The organism is Streptomyces sp. NPDC015346 (assembly GCF_043078785.1).
In the GTDB taxonomy this organism is placed as follows: Bacteria; Actinomycetota; Actinomycetes; order Streptomycetales; family Streptomycetaceae; genus Streptomyces.
The window spans coordinates 84,851-107,128 of record NZ_JBIBTW010000010.1; the positions used below are offsets into that span (position 1 = coordinate 84,851).

The window sequence follows — 22,278 nt, forward strand, 5'->3', positions numbered from 1 at the left end:
GAAAGCCCGTACGAAGTCCGTACGAACAGAGAGGCCGCCCCGGTCCACGACCGGGGCGGCCTCTCACGTACGTACTGCGGCCTGCGTGGTTACCGCGAGCGCTTCGCGAGGCGCTCCACGTCCAGCAGGATCACGGCGCGGGCCTCCAGGCGCAGCCAGCCGCGCTGGGCGAAGTCCGCCAGGGCCTTGTTGACCGTCTCGCGGGAGGCGCCGACCAGCTGGGCGAGCTCCTCCTGGGTCAGGTCGTGGACGACGTGGATGCCCTCCTCCGACTGCACGCCGAAGCGGCGCGACAGGTCGAGGAGCGCACGGGCGACACGGCCCGGGACGTCGGAGAAGACCAGGTCGGACATCTGGTCGTTGGTCTTGCGCAGGCGGCGGGCGACCGCGCGCAGCAGGGCGGTGGCCACCTCGGGGCGGGCGTTCAGCCAGGGCTGGAGGTCGCCGTGGCCCAGGCCGAGCAGCTTGACCTCGGTCAGCGCGGTCGCGGTGGCGGTGCGCGGGCCCGGGTCGAAGAGGGACAGCTCGCCGATGAGCTCGCCGGGGCCGAGGACGGCCAGCATGTTCTCCCGGCCGTCGGGGGAGGTGCGGTGGAGCTTCACCTTGCCCTCGGTGACCACGTACAGGCGGTCGCCGGGGTCTCCCTCGTGGAACAGCGCGTCGCCACGGGCGAGCGTCGCTTCACTCATCGAGGCGCGCAGCTCCGCGGCCTGCTCGTCATCGAGCGCCGCGAAGAGCGGGGCGCGCCGCAGAACGTCGTCCACGAGTTCTCTCCTATGTCGACCTGCTCAGGGGACCTTGATCCCATGATGCCGGACGCACAAAACAGTGCGATCAATCACAACAAGTTTGACGTACCGAACCGCCCGTCCGTACGCCAGGGGCCCGATTGGGTCGTGATCGGCCGTGCCCGGGGCGGATGTCGGTGGTGGCCCTTAGGCTGGCCGGGTGTCCAACTCGCCGGTGAGAGCGCAGGCCAAGGGGGCTGGGAGAGTGTCCGCCAAGGGTAATTCCGCTGTGGGCGAACAGGGTGCGTCGAAGCGAACAAATGCCGCAAAACGCCCCGCCGCGCCCGCCGTGAGGGCGGCCGGAGCCCCCGCGAAGAGGGCCGCCAAGACCTCCGCGAAGGCGCCGGCCAAGACCTCCGCCAAGCCGTCCGCCGCGCCGTCGGCGAAGACCGCCAAGCCCGCCAAACCCGCGAAGTCCGCGAAAGCGGAATCCCGGCTCGGGATGATCCGCCGGGCCCGGAAGATCAATCGGGAACTGGCCGAGGTCTATCCGTACGCCCATCCCGAACTGGACTTCCGGAATCCCTTCGAGCTGCTCGTCGCCACGGTCCTCTCCGCCCAGACCACCGACCTGCGGGTCAACCAGACCACCCCCGCGCTCTTCGCGAGGTACCCGACGCCCGAGGACCTCGCCGCCGCCGATCCCGACGCGGTCGAGGAGCTGATCAGGCCGACCGGCTTCTTCCGCGCCAAGACGAAGTCGATCATGGGCCTCGCGGCGGCCCTCAGGGACGACTTCGGAGGCGAGGTCCCCGGCCGGCTCGAAGACCTGGTGAAGCTGCCCGGCGTCGGCCGCAAGACCGCCTTCGTCGTCCTCGGCAACGCCTTCGGCGTGCCCGGCATCACGGTCGACACCCACTTCATGCGGCTCGCCCGCCGCTGGAAGTGGACGGAGCAGGACGACCCGGTCAAGATCGAGGCCGAGATCGCCGAGATCTTCCCGAAGAGCGAGTGGACGATGCTCTCGCACCGGGTGATCTTCCACGGCCGCCGGATCTGCCACGCCCGCAAGCCCGCCTGCGGCGCCTGCCCGATCGCCCCTCTCTGCCCGGCGTACGGCGAGGGCGAGACGGACCCCGAGAAGGCGAAGAAGCTCCTGAAGTACGAGAAGGGCGGCTATCCCGGCCAGCGCCTCAATCCGCCTCCGGACTATCCGGGCCGTCCGGCGCCCCCCGCCGTCGGCGTGTCCCCGGGCGCCGGTGCATGAGGCCGGGAGCCCACGAGGCCGTGGGGAACGAAGCCGCCGTCCGATCGCGTTGTGAAACACGGGGTGCCTATGACGCGCACTGAAGAAGAGACCGAGAAGAAGGCCGCCGGAGCGGCCGGAGCGGCCGAGGACCGGAAGGTCTACGGCGTGGGGACCGGCGGTCTGCTCGACCGCGAAGGGCTGCCCGCCTGGCTCGCCCCCGTCGACCGGGCCGCCCGCACCGTCGCGCCCGAGCAGCTCAGCCGCTTCCTGCCGCCCGCGAGCGGCGCCGGTCGCCAGTCCGCCGTCCTGATCCTCTTCGGCGAGGGCGAGCGGGGGCCCGAGCTGCTGCTCATGGAGCGCTCCGGCAGCCTGCGCTCGCACGCGGGGCAGCCCTCCTTCCCCGGCGGCGCCCTCGACCCCGAGGACGGCTCCCCGGCCGACGGTGGCCTGCTCCGGGCCGCGTTGCGGGAGGCCGAGGAGGAGACCGGTCTCGACCCCTCGGGCGTCCAGCTCTTCGGTGTGCTGCCCCAGCTCTACATCCCGGTCAGCGGCTTCGTCGTCACCCCGGTCCTCGGCTGGTGGCGCACCCCCACCCCCGTCGGCGTGGTCGACCCCGCCGAGACCGCCCGGGTCTTCACCGTCCCCGTGGCGGATCTCACGGACCCCGCCAATCGCGCGACCACCGTCCACCCGAGCGGCCACAAGGGCCCCGCGTTCCTGGTCGAATCCGCTCTGGTCTGGGGTTTCACGGCCGGTGTCATCGACCGGCTCCTGCACTTCGCCGGATGGGAGAGACCGTGGGACCGGGCCAAGCAGGTCCCGCTGGACTGGCGTGCATGACAGGCTGACCTGACCCGGGGCGACCGAAGACGAATCTGCGAGGCTATTGACGGTGAACGTGCTGGACATCCTGCTGCTGCTCGCCGCCGTGTGGTTCGCGATCATCGGTTACCGCCAGGGTTTCGTCGTCGGCATCCTGTCGGTGATCGGATTCCTCGGCGGCGGCCTCGTCGCCGTCCTGCTGCTCCCGGTCATCTGGGACCAGCTGACGAACAACTCCGAGGTCTCGACCACGGCGACGGTCGTCTTCGTGATCATCGTGATCGTCTGCGCCTCGGTCGGACAGGCGTTCACCACCCACCTCGGGAACAGGCTGCGCCGGCACATCACCTGGTCACCGGCGCGCGCCCTGGACGCCACCGGCGGCGCGCTGGTCAACGTGGTCGCGATGCTGCTGGTCGCCTGGCTGCTCGGCTCCGCCCTCGCCGGGACCTCGATGCCCACCCTCGGCAAGGAGGTCCGCAGCTCCAAGGTGCTGCTCGGCGTGGAGCGGGTGATGCCCGATCAGGTGTCCAGCTGGTTCGCCGACTTCACCTCGATCCTCGCCCAGAACGGCTTCCCCCAGGTCTTCAGCCCCTTCGCCAACGAGCCCATCACCGAGGTCCGGCCCCCGGACCCGGCGCTCGCCGGCAGTCCCGTCGCCGCCCGCGCCCAGCGCTCCATCGTCAAGGTCGTCGGCACGGCGCCGAGCTGCGGCAAGGTCCTGGAGGGCACCGGGTTCGTCTTCGCCGACCGCCGGGTCATGACCAACGCCCACGTGGTGGGAGGCGTCGACGAGCCGACCGTCCAGATCGGCGGCGAGGGCCGGCTGTACGACGCGAAGGTCGTCCTCTACGACTGGCAGCGCGACATCGCCGTACTGGACGTGCCGGACCTGGACGCCGAGCCCCTGCGGTTCGCCGAGGAGGACGCCCGCAGCGGCGACGGCGCCATCGTCGCGGGCTTCCCCGAGAACGGCTCGTACGACGTCCGCTCGGCGCGCGTCCGGGGCCGTATCGACGCCAAGGGACCCGACATCTACCGCCAGGGCGAGGTACGCAGGGATGTGTACTCGCTGTACGCGACGGTGCGTCAGGGAAACTCCGGCGGCCCGCTCCTCACCGAGGACGGCGAGGTGTACGGCGTGATCTTCGCCCGCTCGCTCGACGACGCGAACACCGGCTACGCCCTGACGGTCGACGAGATCCGGGATGACATCGTCCAGGGGCGTACGGCGAACCAGCAGGTCGACAGCCAGGGGTGCGCGCTGTAGCGGGGACCCCTGGAAGGGCTCAGTCCCGAGAGTGGCGGAGCCGGGCCGAGACCCACCGGGCCCGGCGGCGGAGGATGCGCGGGATCCCGACCTCCTGCGCGGAATGCGAGCGGCCCTCGTCCTCGGGGCCACTCCTCTCGTGGGAGCCCGGCCCCGTGGCCGAGCGGCGGTCGCGTGCTGTGTCACCGTAGTCGTACGTCCAGCCCATACACCGACGTCTGCCCGGGGCCCAAGGTCGGTAACCGCCCCGGGGCCCGCCAATTGGAGTATGCGCCGGGCACATGGCCGTTCGGAGAACAGAGGTTCCCGTGGCCCCCGGCGGCAGGGCTCAGCGGTCGGGTTCGGGGTCCTTGAGCCAGTTGACGAGCTCCGTGGAGAACGCCACCGGGTCCTCCTCGTGGGGGAAGTGCCCCAGGCCGTCGAAGAGCCGCCAGCGGTACGGAGCCTCCACGTACTCACCGGAGCCCGCCGCGCTGCGCGTCCGCATCGCCGGGTCCATCGAGCCGTGCAGATGCAACGTGGGTACCCGCACCGGGCGCTTCATACGCCGGTTGAACTGGATCCCGTCGGGCCGCGCCATGGACCGCACCATCCACCGGTACGGCTCGATCGAGCAGTGCGCCGTCGACGGGATGCGCATCGCCCGCCGGTACACCTCGATGGCCGCCTCGTCCGGCAGCCCGGGCCCCGACCACTCCTGGATCAGCCGGCCGACCATGGCCGCGTCGTCGGCGACGAGCTGACGCTCCGGCAGCCACGGGCGCTGGAAGCCCCATACGTACGAACCCGCGCGTGACTGCGAGAAGTCGGAGAGCATCGCCGAGCGCCAGCGGCGCGGGTGCGGCATCGAGGAGACCGCGAGCCGGCGCACCAGCTTGGGCCGCATGACCGCCGCCGTCCAGGCGAGATAGCCGCCGAGGTCGTGTCCGACCAGCGCCGCGTCCGGCTCCCCGAGGGAGCGGATGACGCCGGTGATGTCGAGCGCCAGATTGGCCGGGTCGTAACCCCGGGGCGTACGGTCGCTGCCGCCCACGCCCCGCAGATCCATCGCCACGGCCCGGAACCCCGCGTCGGCGAGAGCGGGCAGCTGGTGGCGCCAGGTCCACCAGAACTGCGGGAAGCCGTGCAGCAGCAGGACGAGCGGCCCGTCGCCCATCTCGGCGATGTGGAAGCGCGCGCCGTTGGCGGCCACGTCGCGGTGGGTCCACGGGCCGTCGATCCGTACGGGACTGCCGTGGCCGCTGCCGTTGCTGCTCTCAGGGACGGTCATGCCGACGAGCGTCCCACAACCGCGGCCTTCTCCTGGACCGTGCCGGGCAGGACCGCCCGTTCGGGGCGGGGGTGCGGCTTGGCGTTCTGGAGGATGGCGGCGGTCTGCTTGGCCGAGTTGATGGACTTCTCCGGCTTCTTGACCTTCTTGAACTTGGCGTAGGCGAGGAGCCCGAGGAGCCCCGCGAGCAGCACGTTGGCCGCGAAGGAGAGCAGGAAGCAGACCGAGATGTGCCAGTGACTCCAGGCCTGGATGCCGTAGGCGAGCGCGAAGCTCAGCATCGGCAGCGAGAAGAGCAGCACCGTGGCCGCGGCCACGCCGGCCGCACCGCCCATCGCGCCGCGCTTGACGTCCTGTCGGATCTCGGCCTTGGCCAGGGCGATCTCGTCGTGCACCAGCGCGGACATCTCGGCGGTCGCCGAGGCGACCAGCTGTCCGAGGCTGCGCTCGGCTCCGTTGACCGGGTCGCTCATCGCTGCTCCCTCTTCTCTTCTACGGTTCCGACCTCAGATCATGCCGGACTGTCGGCGTCATCGCGCGATGCCCCCGCGAGTTGGGCGCGCTCGCGGTGTTCGGCGGCCTTCTTCTCGTAGATCTCGGCCATGCGGAGGTGGTACTCCGGGTTGTCCAGTTCGTACACGTCCGGGATGCCGTCCATGTCCTCGTCGCGCTCCTCGTCCGCGATCAGCGCCTCGTACCTCCGCACTCGCAGCTTGAGCAGGACGGTCGCGAGCACGGCCGCGATCAGGGAGCCGAACAGGACGGCCGCCTTGACCTCGCCGGTGAGCGCCTGGTCGCCCTCGAAGGCCAGTTCGCCGATGAGGAGGGAGACGGTGAAGCCCATTCCGGCGAGCGAGGAGACGGCGAAGACGTCCGGCCAGGCCAGGTCCTCGTTGAGTTCGGCGCGGGTGAAGCGGGCGGCGAGCCAGGTGCCGCCGAAGATGCCGACCGCCTTGCCGACCACGAGTCCGAGCACGACGCCGAGGGTGACAGGTTGGGTGAACACCTCGGCGATCGACTTTCCCGAGACGGTGACCCCGGCCGAGAACAGCGCGAACAGCGGGACGGCGACACCGGCGGACAGGGGACGGACCAGGTGCTCGATGTGCTCGCCCTGGGAGTGCTTCTCGCCCTCGCGCCTGCCGCAGTCGAGCATCAGGCCCATGGCGACACCGGCGATGGTGGCGTGGACGCCGCTGTTGTACATCAGGCCCCAGATGATGAGGGCGAGCGGCACGTAGACGTACCAGCCGCGGACCTTCGTGCGCAGGAGCAGCCAGAAGAGGGCGAGGCCCACGAAGGCGCCGCCGAGGGCGAGGAAGTTCAGGTCGTTGGTGAAGAAGACCGCGATGATCAGGATCGCGAAGAGGTCGTCGACGACGGCGAGGGTGAGCAGGAAAGCGCGGAGCGCGGACGGCAGCGAGGTGCCGATGACGGCGAGGACGGCGAGCGCGAAGGCGATGTCGGTCGCGGTGGGGACCGCCCAGCCGGACAGCGAGCCGCCGCCGACGACGTTGACCAGGGTGTAGACCAGCGCGGGCACGGCCATGCCGCAGACGGCGGCGATGACGGGCAGGGCGGCGGCCTTGGGGTCGCGCAGCTCGCCCGCGACGAGTTCGCGCTTGAGCTCGATACCGGCGACGAAGAAGAAGACCGCGAGGAGTCCGTCGGCCGCCCAGTGCTGGATGGAGAGGTCGAGACCGAGGACGGAGGGGCCTATGTGGAAGTCCCGTACCGTCGCGTAGCTGTCGCTGAGGGGGGTGTTCGCCCAGACGAGCGCGGCGATGGCGGCGAGGAGCAGCAGGACGCCACCGACGGTCTCGGCGCGCAGCGCGTCGGCCAGGAACTGCCGCTCGGGCAGCGACAGGAGGCCGAGGAACTTGCGGCGGGTGGGGGCGGAAGCGGGCGCTGGCGCGGGCACGATGAGAGACCTCCGGTCGGGCGGGCAGGGCGAAGCACATGCCGACCAGACTTCCCGGCGCACCTAGGTCTTCTTGTCGCGTCACTGACGCTTTCTTTACTTTACCTAACGAGCCAGGGTTGTGTCCGGCGGGTTTCACTTTAGGGAGAGATGACTGGTTCGTCCCGTTGTGATCCGCCGCAGGACTCGCTGCACGCGCTGGGCCTGCCGGTCGCGCGGGGGCCGCTGACGCGCCGGAGACGCAGGAGCGCCCGCCCCGGGGTGTCGGGGCGGGCGCTCGTGTCATGACCGTGGGGATGGTTCGGATCTGGTCAGTCCTCGCTGGAGGCGCTCGGCAGCTGCGTCTGGATGAGCGCCATCACCGACGAGTCCGTCAGCGTCGTCACGTCACCCAGCTCCCGGTTCTCGGCGACGTCCCGCAGCAGACGCCGCATGATCTTGCCCGAGCGCGTCTTCGGGAGCTCCTGGACGGGCAGGATCCGCTTGGGCTTCGCGATCGGCCCGAGCGTCGTGCCGACGTGGTTGCGCAGCTCGGCGACGAGCCCGTCACCCTCGCTGGCCGTACCGCGCAGGATGACGAAGGCGACGATCGCCTGACCGGTCGTCTCGTCGGCGGCGCCGACCACCGCCGCCTCGGCGACGGACGGGTGCGAGACGAGGGCCGACTCGACCTCCGTGGTCGAGATGTTGTGCCCGGAGACGAGCATGACGTCGTCCACCCGGCCGAGGAGCCAGATGTCGCCGTCCTCGTCCTTCTTCGCACCGTCACCGGCGAAGTACTTGCCCTCGAAGCGCGACCAGTAGGTGTCGATGAACCGCTGGTCGTCGCCCCAGATGGTGCGCAGCATCGACGGCCACGGCTCGGTGAGGACCAGGTAGCCACCGCCTCCGTTCGGCACCTCGTCGGCCTCGTCGTCGACGACGGTGGCGGAGATGCCGGGGAGCGGGCGCTGGGCCGAGCCCGGCTTGGTCTCGGTGACACCCGGCAGCGGCGAGATCATCATCGCGCCGGTCTCCGTCTGCCACCAGGTGTCCACGATCGGGGTCTTGCCGGCGCCGATGTGCTCGCGGTACCAGATCCACGCCTCGGGGTTGATCGGCTCGCCGACCGAGCCCAGCACACGCAGGCTCGACAGGTCGAACTTCGCGGGGATGTCGTCGCCCCACTTCATGAACGTACGGATCGCGGTCGGCGCGGTGTAGAGGATCGTGACGCCGTACTTCTGGACGATCTCCCAGAACCGGCCCTGGTGCGGGGTGTCCGGCGTGCCCTCGTACATGACCTGCGTCGCGCCGTTGGCCAGCGGTCCGTACGTGATGTACGAGTGTCCGGTGACCCAGCCGATGTCGGCGGTGCACCAGTAGACGTCGGTCTCCGGCTTGAGGTCGAAGACGGCGTGGTGGGTGTACGCGGCCTGCGTGAGGTAGCCGCCGGAGGTGTGGAGGATGCCCTTCGGCTTACCCGTGGTGCCGGAGGTGTAGAGGATGAAGAGCGGGTGCTCGGCCTCGAACGCCTCGGGCGTGTGCTCGGCGGACTGGCGGGCGACGATGTCGTGCCACCACACGTCCCGGCCCTCGGTCCAGTCGACGTCCTGGCCGGTGCGGCGGACGACGAGGACGTTGCGCACCCGGTCGACGCGGCCGAGGGCCTCGTCGACGGCCGGCTTGAGCGCGGCGGGCTTGCCCCGGCGGTAGCCGCCGTCCGCCGTGATGACGAGCTTGGCGTCGGCGTCCTCGATGCGCGTGGCGATGGCGTCGGCGGAGAAGCCGCCGAAGACCACGGAGTGCGCGGCGCCGATGCGGGCGCAGGCCAGCATCGAGACGACGGCCTCGGGGATCATCGGGAGGTAGATCGCGACCCGGTCGCCCTTGGTGACGCCCAGCTCGGTCAGGGCGTGGGCCGCCCGGGAGACCTCGTCCTTCAGCTCGGCGTAGGTGATGGCGCGGCTGTCGCCCGGCTCGCCCTCGAAGTGGAGGGCGACCCGATCGCCGTTTCCGGCCTCGACGTGCCGGTCGACGCAGTTGTACGCCACGTTGAGCGCGCCGTCGGCGAACCACTTGGCGAACGGCGGGTTCGACCAGTCGAGGGTCTCGGTCGGCTCGGTGGCCCAGGTGAGCCGCCTCGCCTGCTCGGCCCAGAAGCCAAGCCTGTCCGCCTCGGCCTGCTCGTACGCCTCCGCCGTCACGTTGGCGTGCGCGGCCAGCTCGGCCGGCGGCGCGAACCGCCGCTCTTCCTTGAGCAGGTTGGCCAGGCTTTCGTTGCTCACGACATCTCCCTTTCCCAGGGCGTCCTATGTGCCTATGTGTCCCGCGTCATAGCTCATCAGTCAGATGCCTGGGTGACAAGGGTCTCCAGGCAATTGGTTTAGACCTGTGAGCGGGCGGACGGGGGCCCCTCCCTCCCGGGCGGTGGGAAGAAGGGGCCACACACTCTCACGGACGTCAGGGCGGGAAGGTTCAGGACGCGCGCGCTTCCTCCCGGCCAGGCACCCGGTCGTCCTCCAGGGATGGCGCCCGGTCCTCCTCCCGGCCCGGCGCGCGCTTCCCGTCACGGGCCGGTACGCGGTCCTCCGCACGGCCCGGTACGGGGTCCTCCGCACGGCCCGGTGAGGGCTGCTCCTCACGGGCCGGTACGCGGATCTGTTCCCAGGACGGCACGAAGTCCTTCCCCTCGCGGCCCGGGGCGCGGGCCTCCTCGCGGGTGCGGGTGGGCGGGACACTGTCGAAGACGTCGTCGTAGCGGTGCAGCTCGTCCGGCCCGGCCAGCAGATACGCCTGAGCCTCGCCGACGTGGAAGTACATCCCGTGGAGCGTGAGGGTGCCGTCGGCGAGCCGCCGCGCCACCGCTTCGTACGTCCGCAGATGCTCCAGCTGCTGGACCACATTGGTCAGGCAGAGCTGCTCGACCCGGTCCGCCGGCAGCCGCCCGGAGATCCGCGCCCAGGCGTGCTCGCGGCTCGCCATCCGCTCCAGGCTGGGCAGCCCGTGGCGCAGCCAGCGCCGCAGCGGGGTCTGCGGGGCGTCGGGCCGGCTGTTGAGCAGCGCCTGCATCGCCCCGCAGCCGGAGTGTCCGCAGATGGTGATCGACTCGACCTGCAGCACCTCCACGGCGTACTCGATCGCCGCCGCGACCGAGTCGTCCCCGCTCTCCTCGCCCGGCAGCGGAACGAGATTTCCCACGTTCCGGACGGTGAACAGGTCGCCCGGGCCGCTGGAGGTGATCATGCTGGTGACCAGGCGTGAATCGGCGCAGGTGAGGAAGAGCTGCGAGGGGCGCTGGCCCTCGCGGGCGAGCCGGGCGAGCTCGTCGCGCACCAGGGGAGCTGTGTTGCGCTGGAACTTCCCGATGCCGCTCGCCAGTTGGTGCCCGGTCTTCTTCGGCGCCTCGTCCGCCGGCTGCTCCCCGCAGTGGTGGTTGCGCCAGGGGGTCCAGGGGCGGCAGCAGGCGTGCGCTTCGGGGGCGGGCTCGGCGATCCGGGCTCCCGATGGCCCGGTCATCTCGACCGTCCCGCCGTGCCGGAGGTGCGCCGCGTGCCAGTCGTGCAGCGTCTCGTACGCGGCGTGGTCCATGAAGGACCCGTCCAGCTCGACCACGACGTGGGAGCCGTGCGGCAGCTGGTGGAGGGCCCGGCTCAGCCGGGGCACGGCGAGGAAGGTCAACTGCCCTCGCACACTCACCCGATGACATCCGTCCTCGTCCTCGCGGGTGATCCGGGTCTTGGCGAGGCGGTGCAGGGCGACGGCCGTCGCCGCGGCGATGCCGAGGGCGACGCCTTGCAGGATGCCGATGAGGACCACGCCACTCAGCGTCGTCGCGTACACCAGGACTTCGCGGTGCCGGGTCACGCTGCGGATGTGGGTGATGCTCACCATCTGGATGCCGACGACCATGACAAGCGCGGCGAGCGCGGGCAGCGGGATGAGGTCGATGACGGGGACCAGGAAGAGCGCGGCGAGCACGATCCACAGGCCGTGCAGCATCGTGGAGTTCCGGGTCATGGCGCCCGCCGAGACGTTCGCGACACTGCGGACCGCCACCCCGGCCACCGGCAGTCCGCCGAGTGCGCCGGAGACGACGTTCGCCGCGCCCTGGCCCGCGAGTTCGCGGTCGAGCCGGGAGCGGGGGACGCCGTGGCCCCGGTCGGGGCGGGCGGCCACCAGCTTGTCGACGGCGACGGCGGAGAGCAGCGACTGCACGCTGGTCACCAGCGTGATGGTGAGCACCCCGGCCGCGATGCCGAGGACCGGTCCCTCCGGCAGCCCGGGCAGGGCGTGGCTGCTCCACGAGGGCAGGTCGACCCGGGGGACGGCGAGTCCGGCGATCGCCGCCAGGGCCGTCGCCGCCGCGACCGAGGTGAGGGCGCCCGGGACCTTCCGCAGGAGACGGCCCGCGCGGCCGGGAAGTCTCGGCCAGAGCAGCAGGACGGCGACGGTGAGCGCGCTGATGGCCAGGCCGGTCGTATGCGGATCGGCCAGCTGCGCGGGCAGTCCGAGGAAGTTGTCCACGGCGGAGCTCTGCGGGGTGCCGCCGAGGACGATGTGGAGTTGCGCGAGGGCGATGGTGACGCCGATGCCGGCGACCATGCCGTGCACGATCGCGGGGGAGACCGCGAGTGCGGAGCGGGCCACGCGCAGGGCGGCCAGGCCCAGTTGGGAGAGGCCGGCGAGAACGGTGATGGCGCAGGTGGTGCGCCAGCCGTACCGCTGGATCAGCTCGGCGGTGACCACCGTGAGGCCGGCGGCGGGCCCGCTGACCTGGAGCGGGGCCCCGCCGAACCGGCCGGCGACGATGCCGCCGACGGCGGCGGCCACCAGGCCGGCCTGGAGCGGCGCGCCGGTGGCGAGCGCGATGCCGAGCGAGAGCGGCAGGGCGATCAGGAAGACGGAGATGGACGCGGACAGGTCGGCGCCCACGAAACCGAAGCGGCGGCCGCCGCCGGGCGGGCTGTGCGGACGCTGGAAGCGGGGCCTGGTGGTGGTGCGGTCGGTGGGGCAGAGGGTCATGGTTCCCGTCTCCTCCGGGGCAGCGCGGTCGCGGCTCGTGCGGGACGAACGTGGGGGTCGCGGCCGTGGGTCACGGCGTGCAGCGGCGGGATACCGGCGCGCGGATCCTCACCGGTCACTGGGGCGAGTATCAACGCTCGGTAAATGGATCGTAATGCAGAGTAAAGTCTGCGGCATTATTTTCGGGGCAAACAGGGCAATCCTTCACCGGTTCGGGTGATAAGTGAGGGCAGTGCCGCTTGTCGTTTCATCTCCCCGGCGGCGGGGTGCGACGTTGGCGCCGCTCGCACGGAACCGAGGAGAGGTGGGCGGATGACAGCCGCCGGGAGAAGGACCACTGCCCGCACGAGGACACTCGCCGTCGGCGCTCTCGCCGTCGCCCTGGTCGTCGGCCTCGCCGGCTGCTCGGGCTCGGACGAGGAAGCCCCGGCGAAGGGCGCCTCGGGGGCGAAGAAGGGCCAGGCGGCGGCTCCGCAGAACGCGGTGCGCCTGATCGGTGACGGCTCGACCGCCTTCACCGGCGCCCAGCCCAACCAGCCCACCTGGGAGCGGCTGAAGCCCGGTCAGAAGCCGCCGCAGTTCGTGGTGTTCTCCTGGGACGGCGCGGGCGAGGACAGCCAGAAGCTCTTCTCCCACTTCCGCGAGGTGGGCAAGAAGTACGACGCGACCATGACGTACTTCCTCAGCGGGGTCTATCTGCTGCCCGAGGAGAAGCGGAAGCTCTACAACCCGCCCCAGCACGCGCCGGGCCGTTCGGACATCGGCTTCAACGACACCGAGGGCATCCGGGCCACCGTCCGCGAGCTGCGCGCCGCCTGGCAGGAGGGCAACGAGGTCGGCACGCACTTCAACGGCCACTTCTGCGGCCCGGAGGGCGGTGTCGGCGACTGGTCGGTCGAGGACTGGAAGAGCGAGATCCGGCAGGCCAAGTCCTTCGTGAAGAACTGGAAGACGAACGCCGGCCTGACCGCCGAGCAGCCGCTCCCGTTCGACTACGACAAGGAGCTGGTCGGGGCGCGCACCCCCTGCCTGGAGGGCCGGAAGAACTTCGTCCAGGCGGCGGCCCAGATGGGCTTCCGCTACGACACCAGCGGCGTCAACGACCAGATCTGGCCCAAGAAGGAAAAGGGCCTCTGGGACCTGTCGATGCAGCTCGTGCCGGTCCCGGGGCGCGCGTTCCAGACGCTCGCGATGGACTACAACTTCCTGGTCAACCAGTCGGGTACGACGCAGGGCGACCCGTCCATGCACCAGTTCTGGGGCAACCAGATGCGCGACGGCCTGGTGCAGGCCTTCAACCGCTCGTACCACGGCAACCGGGCGCCGCTCATCATCGGCAACCACTTCGAGTCCTGGAACGGCGGCACCTACATGCGCGCCATCGAGGAGACCATCGCCACGGTCTGCGTCCAGAAGGACGTGAAGTGCGTGTCCTTCCGCCAGCTCGCGGACTGGCTGGACGCCCAGGACCCGGCGGTCCTCGCCAAGATGCGCACCCTCAAGGTCGGCGAGGCCCCGAAGGGCGGCTGGGCGACCTTCCTGGCCCCCCAGCCGGCGCCCCCGTCGAAGCCGGCCGCCAAGCAGCCCGAGCGCCACTGAACCAACCTGGGGCCGACCCGCGCACGAGCACCCTGGGGCCGACCCGCGCGCGAGGTCGGCCCCAGACGACCGTGCGGGCGTTCCCAGCCGGGCTGCGCCGGACTCCGTCCGCCGGTCGTGGTGCGGGCGGTCTCAGCCGGGCTGGGGTACGGCCACCGCCTCACCGAGGACGAAACCGGGGTCGACCTGCGCCGCCAGGTCGGCCCCGGTCTTCGCGTTGCCCCAGCTCTCCGCGTTCTTCAGGTGGAAGTGGACCATCTGGCGGGTGTAGCGCTCCCAGTCCCGGTGGGCGTACGAATCGTCCGCCGCGTTCTGCAGGGCCTGCAGCGCCATCCGGTTGTCCGCCTCCAGGAGCTCGAAGCGCGGCGGGCGGCCCTTCTCCATCGCCCTGACCCAGTCCGAGTGGCCCACGGTCACCAGCAGGTCGTCGCCCACCTCGGCGCGCAGGAAGTCCACGTCCTCCGGGCCCTGCACCTTGTTGCCGACGACCTTGAGCGCGACCCCGAAGTCCCGCGCGTACTCCTTGTACTGGCGGTACACCGAGATGCCCTTGCGAGTCGGCTCGGCGACCAGGAACGTCATGTCGAAGCGGGTGAACATCCCGGAGGCGAAGGAGTCCGAACCCGCCGTCATGTCGACGACGACGTACTCGTCCTCGCCGTCGACCAGGTGGTTCAGGCACAGCTCCACCGCGCCGACCTTGGAGTGGTAGCAGGAGACGCCCAGATCCGACTCGGTGAACGGCCCCGTCGCCATCAGCCGGATCTCGCCGTCGTCCAGCCGCACGGTCCGGGCGCAGGCCTCGTACACCGGGTTGTCCTCGCGCACCCGCAGCAGGCGCGAACCCTCCCCGGGAGGGGTGGTCTTGATCATCGTGTCGGCGGAGGCGATCCTCGGATTGCTCCCGCGCAGATACTCCTTGATCAGCGGCAGATGCGCGCCCATCGCCGGCAGCGCCGCCGCCTCCGCCTCGTCGAGGCCGAGCGCGGCGCCGAGGTGCTGGTTGATGTCGGCGTCCACCGCGATGACATGGGCTTCATTGGCGGCGAGGTGGCGGATGAAGAGCGAGGACAGCGTGGTCTTCCCGCTGCCGCCCTTCCCTACGAAAGCGATCTTCATGTTCACCTAGCGTAGTGCCACGATCGCGATCTGTGGTCAAGGTGCGTGAAGAAGACCACTCCATCGTGGGGCCACGCCCTGGGGCGCGTAGCCTCGCTACTTATGAGTACGCACGCCTCTGACCCCCTGGCCGCCCTCGGCTCCCTGCCGGGCGTCGCCGAATCGGTGGACTCCGTACGCAAGGCCGTCGACCGGGTTTACGGGCACCGCGTGATGCGGCGCCGCAGCAACGAGATCACCTCCGAGGCCGCTCTGCGCGGGGCGCGCGGCTCGGCGGCGCTGTCCGGCGCCGACTGGGCCCTCGAAGAGGTCCGCCGACGCACCGACTTCGGCGGCGACCCGGAGGCGCGGACGGTGGGCGCCGCCCTGCGGCTGGGCGCCGAGGCCGGACAGCTGCTCTCCATCTGGCGCCAGTCCCCGCTGCGGGTTCTGGCGCGGCTGCACCTGGTCGCGGTGGGCGACGACCCCGGCTTCGGAGACTCGGTCGGCAGGCCCCGACAGGCTGGCGAGGCCGTCGACGAGCCGCTGATCGAGGCGCCGCTGCCGGACCCGGCGGAGGTCTCGGGGCGGCTCGACGGGCTCTCGGAGCTGATCATCGCGGGCGGTACGGCCCCGGCGCTGGTGACGGCGGCCGTGGTGCACGGCGAACTGCTCGCACTGCGCCCGTTCACCTCGTACAACGGGCTGATCGCGCGAGCCGCCGAGCGGATCGTGCTCGTCGGCAGCGGGCTCGACCCCAAGTCGATCTGCCCGGCCGAGGTCGGCCACGCGGAGCAGGGGCGCGCGGCGTACGTCGCGGCGTTCGAGGGGTACCTGTCGGGGACCCCGGAGGGCATGGCCGCCTGGATCGCCCACTGCGGGCGGGCTGTGGAGCTGGGCGTCCGGGAGTCGACGGCGGTCTGCGAGGCGCTGCAGAGGGGCGCCGCATAGCCGGTCGGCGCGAAAGGGGCCGAAAGGGCCGACGCACGTCAGCGCAAAGGGTTGCGGCGGTACCAGTCCTGGTACCGCCGCTGGCACGTCGGCCGAGTTACCAAGCGTCCTCGATATGTGCCCATCAGGCGGGGAACTCAGCCCTTCGCCTGGTGCGGCTGGCCCGTAATCGACGGGTCGACGTCGCGTGGGTGCTCGGCTTCAGTGCGAGGTCCGTGGGGCCTTCTTGCTCAACAGGTGATCCTCTCGGATGTCCTAGGTCTCGCGGGCCTGATTCCTTTCTACTCCTGTCGGATCGGAAGCGAAAGCCCTGACTCCACTTCTTTACTTTCGTCTCAAATCCGGGCAAAGCGATGGGCAAGAGCGGCGTGCCGCCGGCGGTTGGCGTACCAGACCAGTCCGGCGGTCGCCGCTGCCGCGCCCACGGCGGCCGCGGCCACGAGCGCGGGGCGGGGCGGCATCCTGAAGGCCGGCAGCCGCTGCTTGAGCCGGACCGGCTTCTCGAAGGCGAGGATCGGCCAGTCCCGGGCGGTCGCCTCGCGGCGCAGGGTCCGGTCGGGGTTGACGGCGTAGGGGTGGCCGACGGTCTCGAGCATCGGTACGTCGGTCGCCGAGTCGCTGTAGGCGTAGCAGCGTGAGAGGTCGTACCCCTCCGATTCCGCGAGCTCCCGGATCGCCTCGGCCTTGGTGGGCCCGTAGGCGTAGTACTCCACCTCGCCGGTGAAGCAGCCGTCGTCACCGACCACCATCCGGGTGGCGACGACCCGGTCGGCGCCGAGCATCTCGCCGATCGGCTCCACGACCTCGGCGCCCGAGGTCGAGACGATCACGACATCGCGGCCCGCGGCGTGGTGCTCCTCGATGAGCGAGGCCGCCTCGTCGTAGATGATCGGGTCGATCAGGTCGTGCAGGGTCTCGGCGACGAGCTCCTTGACCTGCGAGACGTTCCAGCCTTTGCAGAGCGCGGAAAGATATTCGCGCATCCGCTCCATCTGATCGTGGTCGGCGCCGCCCGCGAGGAAGACGAACTGGATGTAGGCAGTCCGCAGGACGGCGCGGCGGTTGATCAGCCCGCCTTGGTAGAAGGACTTGCTGAAGGTCAGCGTCGAGGACTTCGCAATGACCGTCTTGTCCAGGTCAAAGAAGGCGGCTGTGCGCGGCAACGAGTGGTTTTCCACGAGCCCGAGCATAGGTGCCCGCCATTCGGCGTACGCTCGGGCGTGTGGGTTTGCCTGAGAAGGCTCTCGGGTACACCATGGAAGTCACGGATCGTTCGCGACCGTGCTAACCCGGTCCGGCTCCTCCCCCCCCGAGTCGGCCGGAAAGACGACCCCCGCTCTCCCCCCCGGCGGGGGTCGTCGCATGTCCGGACGCGTTTTCGTCCGACGGATCCCCATCGCTCCCCCTCTCGTCGGCCCTGCGGCCGCGACGGCGTGATGCCTTTGATTCGTCACCCACAGTAACGGGAGCGCTGCTCTCCGGCCATCCCCGGTATGGGTCATGGAGATATTCACAACCGGCGAGTTATCCACAGTTTTTGACCAAGATCCACGCGATTTCCGGGACGAGGGCACGGTCATTCCCACCGCGAACTCCGCGGCAGCAGGAATCACCGATCTCCGCCGTGCCAGCGGCACGTGCGGGATCACACGGGGACAGGGGGCGTGTGCCGTGGCCGGAACCATGACATTCAGAATGCCGAGGCCTTCCAGGGCTTCACGATCCGCCGGCTCGCCCGGGCACATGCCCGGGCGCTCGGCGGGCTCGGCGGGCTCGGGCGGGAAACCGGCGGCCGACGTGCGCCGGGCCGGGCCACTGATCGTGACCGAGGACCTCGCGCTCCTCGACGACCTGCTGCGGCTGTGCGCCGCCGCGGGAGCCGAGCCCGAGGTGCACCACACGGTGCCGGACGACCGCGCGAGCTGGGCCGACGCCCCGCTCGTCCTGGTCGGGGACGACGCGGCGGCACGGTGCCGCGGGGCCGCCCGACGGCAGGGGGTGATGCTCGTGGGCCGCGACCACGACGACCCGGACGTCTGGCGGTGGGCCGTCGAGATCGGCGCCGACTGCGTGCTGCGGCTCCCGGACGCCGAGAGCTGGCTCGTCGACCGGATCGCCGACGCCGCCGAGGGCGCGGGCCGGCAGGCGCTGACCGTCGGCGTCATCGGCGGCCGCGGCGGCGCGGGGGCCTCGACCCTGGCCTGCGCACTCGCCCTGGCCGCCGCGAGGACCGGACGGCGCACGCTGCTGGTGGACGGCGACCCGCTCGGCGGCGGGCTCGACGTCCTGCTCGGCGGCGAGCGGGCCGAGGGCAGACGCTGGCCCGACTTCGCCGCCTCCAAGGGAAGGGTCGCCGGCGGCGCCCTGGAGGAGTCGTTGCCGTCGGTGCGCGGCCTCCGGGTGCTCAGCTGGGACCGGGGCGACTCCGTCCTCGTGCCACCCGAGGCCATGCGTTCGGTGCTCGCCGCGGCGCGCAGGCGCGGAGGGCTGGTCGTCGTCGACCTGCCACGCCGGGTCGACGAGGCGGTGACCGAGGCCCTGGCACAGCTCGACCTCGGACTGCTCGTCGTCCCCGGAGAGCTGAGGGCCGTGGCGGCGGCGAGCCGCGTCGCCTCGCTCGCCGGCATGGTGCTGCGCGATCTGCGCGTGGTCGTACGCGGGCCGTACGCGCCCGGACTCGACGACCAGTGGGTCGCGGACGCGCTGCGGCTGCCCCTCGCCGGTGAACTGCCGGACGATCCCGGACTCCTGTCCACGCTGGACGCCGGCGACCCGCCGGGCTCCGAGGTACGCGGGCCGCTGGGCCGGTTCTGCACGGAGTTCTGGGAGCGGGCGCTGGCCCCCGAGGGGGCGTCATGAGCGCGGTGGCGGCCCGGGGCGGTCAGAGCGGCGGGCAGGGCCTTCTGGAGGCCGTGCGGCGGCGGCTCGCCGAAAGCGGCGCGGAACCGACACCCGCGAGGGTGGCGGCGGCGCTGAGGGCCCAGGGACGGCTGCTCGGCGACGCGGAAGTCCTCGGCGCCGCCGAGGCCCTGCGGTGCGAGCTGGTCGGCACAGGACCGCTGGAGCCGCTGCTCGCCGACCCGGCGGTCAGCGACGTCCTCGTCTCGGCACCCGACCGCGTCTGGGTCGACCGCGGCTCCGGCCTCGAACTCACCGACGTCTCCTTCGCCGGCGCGCCCGCGGTGCGACGGCTCGCCCAGCGGCTCGCCGCGGTGGCCGGCCGGCGCCTGGACGACGCCAGGCCCTGGGTGGACGCACGACTGCCGGACGGGACCCGGATGCACGCCGTGCTGCCACCCGTGGCGGTCGGCTCGACCTGCCTGTCGCTGCGGGTGGTGCGGCCGAGGGCCTTCTCCGTGGCGGAGCTGACCGATGCGGGCACGGTCCCGCCCGGCGGGGAGCGGATCCTGCGCGCCCTGATCGAGGCCAGGGTCTCGTACCTGATCAGCGGTGGCACGGGTTCGGGGAAGACGACGCTCCTGTCCACCCTGCTCGGTCTGGTGGGCGAGCGGGAGCGGATCGTCCTGGCCGAGGACTCGGCCGAGCTGCGACCCGACCATCCCCATGTGGTGCGCCTGGAGGCGCGACCCGCGAACCAGGAGGGCGCGGGTCTGGTGACCCTGCGGGACCTGGTCCGCCAGGCCCTGCGGATGCGGCCCGACCGGCTGGTGGTCGGTGAGGTGCGGGGCGCGGAGGCCGTCGATCTGCTGGCCGCCCTGAACACCGGCCACGAGGGCGGCTGCGGGACCGTCCACGCCAACACCGCGGCGGACGTCCCGGCCCGCCTGGAGGCCCTCGGGACGGCGGCGGGCCTCGACCGGGCGGCGCTGCACAGCCAGTTGGGCGCCGGACTCTCGGCGGTGCTGCATCTCGTACGGGACCGGGCGGGGCGTCGCCGGATCGCCGAGATCCATGTCCTCGAAAGGGACCGGGCGGGGCTGGTGGTCACCGTGCCCGCGCTGCGCTGGGGAACGGCCGGGTTCGAGCGGGAGCGGGGCTGGGAGCGGCTGCGGGCGTTGATCGGAGGCGAGTCGTGGTGAGGGAGCAGTGGGCGCTGGCCCAGGGCGCGGCGGTTCTGTGTGCCGGGGCCGCGTTGTGGCGGGTGGCCGAGCGGGAGCGCGGACTGCGCAGGGCGCGGGCGGTTCTGGCGGGCGTGGGCGTTCCGGGTGCCGTGGGGGCTCCGGAGCGTACGGGACCGTCGTGGCGGGAGGTGTGCGAGCGGTGGTGGGCCGTGGCGAGGGGGTGGCGCGCATGGCTGTGTCTGCCCCTGGCGGTGGTGCTCTCGCTTCTCGGGGAGTCGCCGCTGCCGCTGGTGGCGGGGGTGGTCGCGGTGCCGCTGGTGGGGCGGAGGCTGCGGGCGGTGGCCGCCCGTAAGGAGCGGGAAGCACGGGCCGACGCGGTGGTGGCCCTGTGCGGTGCGATCGCGGGGGAGCTGAGAGCCGGCCGCCAACCGGCGCAGGCCCTGGTCTTCGCGGCGGGCACGACAGGGGCTCTTGGCCCGCAAGAGGAGACGTCGGTGCTCGCGGCGGCGCGCTTCGGCGGAGACGTGGCGGAGGCGCTGCGGCGGGCCGCCCGGCAGGACGGCGCCGAAGGTCTGGCCGGTCTGGCGGCCTGCTGGCAGGTCGCCGTGGACGGCGGCGCGGGGCTGGCCGCAGGGCTCGACCGGCTTGAGGCCGCGCTTCGGGAGCACCGGGACCAGCGGGAGCGGATGAGAGCCCAACTGGCTGGCGCCTGGGCGACGGTGGCGGTGCTCGCCGTCCTGCCGGTGGTGGGGCTGGCCCTCGGCACGGCGCTCGGAGCCCGGCCCCTGCACGTCCTGCTGCACACGCCGGTCGGGCTGGGCTGCCTGGTCGTGGGCGGGGCTCTGGAGGCGGCGGGCCTGTGGTGGGCGGCGCGGATCGTGCGGGGAGGGGAGCGGGTGTGAGGGCTGTCGTGGGGCTTGTGGAGGAGTTCGGGCCCGGGGTGGGGATGGTGGCCGGACCGGCCGGCGGGGCCGTCTGGGCGGCCTGGGCGATGGCGGACCGGCGGCGCGAGCGACGGACGCGGAAGCGGCTCGCGGCCTTGCTGGACACCGAGTTCGGGCGGGAGCGGCGAGTCGGGGCGAGGGTGCCGCTGTGGGTGCGCGGGTGGGCCATGCCGTTCCTCGCGGCGCTCGCGGGATGGGCGCTGGTCGGTGGAACGGCCGGCCTCCTGGTCGCTCTCGCGGCGGGCTGGGGAGCGCGGCGGTGGAGCGTGCGCCGCGGCGGCTCCGCGGTGCCGGACGACGGGGAGGCCGCACGCCAACTGCCGCTCGCGGCCGATCTGCTGGCGGCCTGCGTGTCGGCCGGAGCGGGGCCGGGAGAGGCCGCCGAGGCGGTGGGCGGCTCGCTGGGAGGGCCGGTCGGTGAGCGTCTGGCGCGGACGGCGGCGGAGCTGCGCCTCGGCGGCGAACCAGCGGATGTGTGGCGGAGGTTCGGCGCGATACCCGGCGCCGAGGGCCTGGCCCGCTGCCTGGAACGGGCCGGCTCCTCCGGGGCGCCCGCCGCGGAGGCCGTCTCGCGACACGCGGCCGATCTGCGGGCGGACCGGGCGCGGAAGGCGGCGGCGCGGGCGCAGCGTGCGCAGGTACTGATCACCGCGCCCGTGGGGCTGTGTTTCCTGCCCGCCTTCCTGGCGGTCGGGGTGGCCCCGGTGGTGATCGGGCTCGCCGGCGGACTGCTGCGGGCCTGACAGAAGCGCACATGACCAAGACGTAAGGACACCTCAGGGGGTTGGCATGAAGGCGATGAAGTGCGTGAGCGCGTGGTGGCGGGCCCGATGGTCTGCCAGGTCGGACGCGGGGATGACCACGTCCGAGTACGCGATGGGAACGATCGCGGCGGCGGCCTTCGCGGCCGTGCTCTACAAGATCGTGACGAGCGGGACGGTCTCCGGCGCGCTGGAGTCGGTGATCGGGAAGGCGCTCGATGCGCCGTTCTGACGATCGGGGTGCCGTGACCGTGGAGGCGGCCATGGCCCTCCCCGCCCTGGTGGTGTTCACCATGGCCCTCGTCTGGGCTCTCGCGGCAGCCGCGGCGCAGATCCAGTGCGTGGACGCGGCCCGGGCCGGGGCGCGGGCGGTGGCCCGGTTCGAGCCGGTCGCGTCCGCCGAGGCCGCCGCCCTGGCGGCCGCACCGGGCGGGGCCAGGGTCTCGGTGACCCGGTCGGCGGAGCTGTGGCGGGTGACGGTGGAGGCCCCGGCCCCCGGGCCGGGAGGCCTGGGGCTGACCCTCCGCGCCGGAGCGGCGGCACTCTCCGAGGACGCGGTGGGGGTGAACCCGCCATGAGCGAGAGCAGCACGCTCCCGCCGCCTGGACGGCGGCGCCCTGCCCGGAGTCCCGGCCGGGC

At 72.1% G+C, this 22,278-nt stretch carries 20 protein-coding genes; 11 read left to right on the forward strand and 9 right to left on the reverse strand.

Features of this window, described 5'->3' with window-relative positions; genetic code table 11:
* Positions 1 to 89: 89 nt before the first annotated feature.
* Positions 90 to 764 carry a Crp/Fnr family transcriptional regulator gene (locus tag ACF06X_RS30425; RefSeq protein WP_015034542.1) on the reverse strand — a complete coding sequence of 225 codons (675 nt, stop codon included), beginning with the start codon at positions 762 to 764 and terminating at the stop codon, positions 90 to 92.
* A 229-nt stretch (positions 765 to 993) separates the two neighbouring features.
* On the opposite strand from ACF06X_RS30425, the gene nth reads away from it, so the two are divergent.
* The 3 genes from nth to ACF06X_RS30440 all read left to right on the forward strand — a co-directional run bounded on the left by nth (position 994) and on the right by ACF06X_RS30440 (position 4,069).
* A complete protein-coding gene (nth, locus tag ACF06X_RS30430; RefSeq protein WP_392290514.1) occupies positions 994 to 1,995 on the forward strand; it encodes an endonuclease III in 1,002 nt (333 codons plus the stop codon).
* Between the two features lie 69 nt (positions 1,996 to 2,064).
* Entirely contained in the window at positions 2,065 to 2,817 is a 753-nt protein-coding gene (locus ACF06X_RS30435; protein ID WP_392290515.1) for an NUDIX hydrolase, read from the forward strand.
* A gap of 52 nt (positions 2,818 to 2,869) precedes the next feature.
* Positions 2,870 to 4,069 carry a MarP family serine protease gene (locus ACF06X_RS30440; RefSeq protein WP_392290516.1) on the forward strand — a complete coding sequence of 400 codons (1,200 nt, stop codon included), beginning with the start codon at positions 2,870 to 2,872 and terminating at the stop codon, positions 4,067 to 4,069.
* Between the two features lie 19 nt (positions 4,070 to 4,088).
* Here the strand turns inward: ACF06X_RS30440 and ACF06X_RS30445 are convergent, their stop codons facing one another.
* From ACF06X_RS30445 to ACF06X_RS30470, 6 genes are all read right to left on the reverse strand, one after another.
* The gene (locus tag ACF06X_RS30445; RefSeq protein ID WP_392290517.1) at positions 4,089 to 4,277 is read right to left on the reverse strand and encodes a hypothetical protein; all 189 of its coding nucleotides are present in this window, start codon (positions 4,275 to 4,277) and stop codon (positions 4,089 to 4,091) included.
* Between the two features lie 120 nt (positions 4,278 to 4,397).
* Positions 4,398 to 5,339 (reverse strand): alpha/beta fold hydrolase, encoded by a 942-nt coding sequence (locus ACF06X_RS30450; RefSeq protein WP_392290518.1) that lies wholly within the window; start codon positions 5,337 to 5,339, stop codon positions 4,398 to 4,400.
* Positions 5,336 to 5,812, reverse strand: a complete 477-nt coding sequence (locus ACF06X_RS30455) for a phage holin family protein (protein WP_392290519.1) — start codon at positions 5,810 to 5,812, stop codon at positions 5,336 to 5,338. The genes ACF06X_RS30450 and ACF06X_RS30455 overlap by 4 nt, the downstream gene beginning before the upstream one ends.
* A 38-nt stretch (positions 5,813 to 5,850) precedes the next feature.
* Positions 5,851 to 7,263: a Na+/H+ antiporter NhaA gene (gene nhaA / locus ACF06X_RS30460; protein WP_392290630.1), complete on the reverse strand. Its 1,413-nt coding sequence runs from the start codon at positions 7,261 to 7,263 to the stop codon at positions 5,851 to 5,853.
* 308 nt (positions 7,264 to 7,571) lie between these two features.
* On the reverse strand, positions 7,572 to 9,527 hold the full coding sequence (gene acs / locus ACF06X_RS30465; protein WP_392290520.1) for an acetate--CoA ligase: 1,956 nt from the start codon (positions 9,525 to 9,527) through the stop codon (positions 7,572 to 7,574).
* Positions 9,528 to 9,717: 190 nt separating this feature from the next.
* Positions 9,718 to 12,264, reverse strand: coding sequence for a bifunctional SulP family inorganic anion transporter/carbonic anhydrase (locus ACF06X_RS30470; RefSeq protein ID WP_392290521.1), 2,547 nt, complete (start codon positions 12,262 to 12,264; stop codon positions 9,718 to 9,720).
* A 312-nt stretch (positions 12,265 to 12,576) separates the two neighbouring features.
* On the opposite strand from ACF06X_RS30470, the gene ACF06X_RS30475 reads away from it, so the two are divergent.
* Positions 12,577 to 13,863, forward strand: coding sequence for a hypothetical protein (locus ACF06X_RS30475; protein ID WP_392290522.1), 1,287 nt, complete (start codon positions 12,577 to 12,579; stop codon positions 13,861 to 13,863).
* A gap of 132 nt (positions 13,864 to 13,995) precedes the next feature.
* On the opposite strand, the gene ACF06X_RS30480 is transcribed toward ACF06X_RS30475, so the two are convergent.
* On the reverse strand, positions 13,996 to 14,982 hold the full coding sequence (locus ACF06X_RS30480) for an ATP-binding protein (RefSeq protein WP_392290523.1): 987 nt from the start codon (positions 14,980 to 14,982) through the stop codon (positions 13,996 to 13,998).
* Between the two features lie 102 nt (positions 14,983 to 15,084).
* Between ACF06X_RS30480 and ACF06X_RS30485 the strand changes: the two genes are divergently transcribed.
* Positions 15,085 to 15,912, forward strand: coding sequence for an oxidoreductase (locus ACF06X_RS30485; protein ID WP_392290524.1), 828 nt, complete (start codon positions 15,085 to 15,087; stop codon positions 15,910 to 15,912).
* Positions 15,913 to 16,247: 335 nt separating this feature from the next.
* On the opposite strand, the gene ACF06X_RS30490 is transcribed toward ACF06X_RS30485, so the two are convergent.
* Positions 16,248 to 17,102 carry an HAD family hydrolase gene (locus ACF06X_RS30490; protein WP_392290525.1) on the reverse strand — a complete coding sequence of 285 codons (855 nt, stop codon included), beginning with the start codon at positions 17,100 to 17,102 and terminating at the stop codon, positions 16,248 to 16,250.
* A gap of 553 nt (positions 17,103 to 17,655) precedes the next feature.
* Between ACF06X_RS30490 and ssd the strand changes: the two genes are divergently transcribed.
* From ssd to ACF06X_RS30520, 6 genes are read left to right on the forward strand one after another with little or no spacing between them, the layout of a single operon-like run.
* Positions 17,656 to 18,771, forward strand: coding sequence for a septum site-determining protein Ssd (gene ssd, locus ACF06X_RS30495; protein ID WP_392290526.1), 1,116 nt, complete (start codon positions 17,656 to 17,658; stop codon positions 18,769 to 18,771).
* Positions 18,768 to 19,952, forward strand: coding sequence for a TadA family conjugal transfer-associated ATPase (locus ACF06X_RS30500; protein ID WP_392290527.1), 1,185 nt, complete (start codon positions 18,768 to 18,770; stop codon positions 19,950 to 19,952). The genes ssd and ACF06X_RS30500 overlap by 4 nt, the downstream gene beginning before the upstream one ends.
* Entirely contained in the window at positions 19,946 to 20,836 is an 891-nt protein-coding gene (locus tag ACF06X_RS30505) for a type II secretion system F family protein (RefSeq protein WP_392290528.1), read from the forward strand. The genes ACF06X_RS30500 and ACF06X_RS30505 overlap by 7 nt, the downstream gene beginning before the upstream one ends.
* A 44-nt stretch (positions 20,837 to 20,880) precedes the next feature.
* Positions 20,881 to 21,621 carry a type II secretion system F family protein gene (locus ACF06X_RS30510; RefSeq protein WP_392290631.1) on the forward strand — a complete coding sequence of 247 codons (741 nt, stop codon included), beginning with the start codon at positions 20,881 to 20,883 and terminating at the stop codon, positions 21,619 to 21,621.
* A 46-nt stretch (positions 21,622 to 21,667) separates the two neighbouring features.
* Positions 21,668 to 21,871: a DUF4244 domain-containing protein gene (locus ACF06X_RS30515; RefSeq protein WP_392290529.1), complete on the forward strand. Its 204-nt coding sequence runs from the start codon at positions 21,668 to 21,670 to the stop codon at positions 21,869 to 21,871.
* Entirely contained in the window at positions 21,858 to 22,217 is a 360-nt protein-coding gene (locus tag ACF06X_RS30520; protein ID WP_392290530.1) for a TadE family type IV pilus minor pilin, read from the forward strand. Before ACF06X_RS30515 ends, ACF06X_RS30520 begins: the two co-directional genes overlap by 14 nt.
* The last annotated feature ends 61 nt before the right edge of the window (positions 22,218 to 22,278 follow it).

Bases quoted from the DNA above. Each gene is read 5' to 3' on its own strand.
- ACF06X_RS30445 (WP_392290517.1), bottom strand. From the start codon at position 4,277: ATGGGCTGGACGTACGACTACGGTGACACAGCACGCGACCGCCGCTCG.
- ACF06X_RS30490 (WP_392290525.1), bottom strand. From the start codon at position 17,102: ATGCTCGGGCTCGTGGAAAACCACTCGTTGCCGCGCACAGCCGCCTTC.
- ACF06X_RS30515 (WP_392290529.1), top strand. From the start codon at position 21,668: ATGAAGGCGATGAAGTGCGTGAGCGCGTGGTGGCGGGCCCGATGGTCT.
- ssd (WP_392290526.1), top strand. From the start codon at position 17,656: ATGCCCGGGCGCTCGGCGGGCTCGGCGGGCTCGGGCGGGAAACCGGCG.
- ACF06X_RS30500 (WP_392290527.1), top strand. From the start codon at position 18,768: ATGAGCGCGGTGGCGGCCCGGGGCGGTCAGAGCGGCGGGCAGGGCCTT.
- ACF06X_RS30435 (WP_392290515.1), top strand. From the start codon at position 2,065: ATGACGCGCACTGAAGAAGAGACCGAGAAGAAGGCCGCCGGAGCGGCC.
- ACF06X_RS30510 (WP_392290631.1), top strand. From the start codon at position 20,881: ATGGTGGCCGGACCGGCCGGCGGGGCCGTCTGGGCGGCCTGGGCGATG.
- ACF06X_RS30475 (WP_392290522.1), top strand. From the start codon at position 12,577: ATGACAGCCGCCGGGAGAAGGACCACTGCCCGCACGAGGACACTCGCC.
- ACF06X_RS30470 (WP_392290521.1), bottom strand. From the start codon at position 12,264: ATGACCCTCTGCCCCACCGACCGCACCACCACCAGGCCCCGCTTCCAG.
- ACF06X_RS30480 (WP_392290523.1), bottom strand. From the start codon at position 14,982: ATGAAGATCGCTTTCGTAGGGAAGGGCGGCAGCGGGAAGACCACGCTG.
- ACF06X_RS30485 (WP_392290524.1), top strand. From the start codon at position 15,085: ATGAGTACGCACGCCTCTGACCCCCTGGCCGCCCTCGGCTCCCTGCCG.
- ACF06X_RS30455 (WP_392290519.1), bottom strand. From the start codon at position 5,812: ATGAGCGACCCGGTCAACGGAGCCGAGCGCAGCCTCGGACAGCTGGTC.
- ACF06X_RS30520 (WP_392290530.1), top strand. From the start codon at position 21,858: ATGCGCCGTTCTGACGATCGGGGTGCCGTGACCGTGGAGGCGGCCATG.
- ACF06X_RS30450 (WP_392290518.1), bottom strand. From the start codon at position 5,339: ATGACCGTCCCTGAGAGCAGCAACGGCAGCGGCCACGGCAGTCCCGTA.